Below are 539 nucleotides of genomic sequence, written 5' to 3'. Positions count from 1 at the left end.
TCTGAAGGTACTTTTTTCAGTACCACCGTCCATACTTAAGTTTAACTGCTGGTTGTGCCCTGTTTGATAGAACAGATCCTGGTAGTCGTAAGCATTATTAAAAGCGGGGTTATATTTATCTGTCAATACCGCCGGATACATATATCCTTCGAGTTCAAGTCCATTTCTGACATCAACCGCAGCCTTTTCACCGAAGAGTGCACGCAGCGTTTCGTCATATAAACTCAGTTTTTCCTGGCGTTCTGCTTCGCCAATATATACTTTAAGCCTGTCGGGCTCGAAATTCCATCCACTGGCGCTGCTGAAGTTAAAACGGGTTGCTCCTTTCACTCCTTTCTTCGACTTTAATATCACCACTCCATTGGCTCCTCTTGATCCGTAAATTGCTGTTGCCGCTGCATCTTTGAGAATGGTCAGCGATTCAAAATCGTTTGGATTGAGGGTTGCAAAAAAATCATTCTGCGTTACGTCGAACCCTGCCAGGTCTGCTAAAGACATCGGAATTCCATCGACTATATACAGGGGATTGCTGAGCCCTT

Annotated in this window: 1 protein-coding gene; it reads right to left on the bottom strand. The window is 44.5% G+C overall.

Features of this window, described 5'->3' with window-relative positions; translation table 11 throughout:
• Positions 1 to 522: TonB-dependent receptor plug domain-containing protein (locus ACNOHI_RS25495; RefSeq protein WP_420477518.1), on the bottom strand; the 522-nt coding region annotated here is incomplete at its 3' end.
• Positions 523 to 539 lie beyond the last annotated feature (17 nt).

This window comes from Noviherbaspirillum sp. ST9 (assembly GCF_048799745.1).
Classification (GTDB): domain Bacteria; phylum Pseudomonadota; class Gammaproteobacteria; order Burkholderiales; family Burkholderiaceae_D; genus Noviherbaspirillum.
Note: the sequence above shows the minus strand (reverse complement) of the source record. Positions and strands in the feature narration are given on the sequence as shown.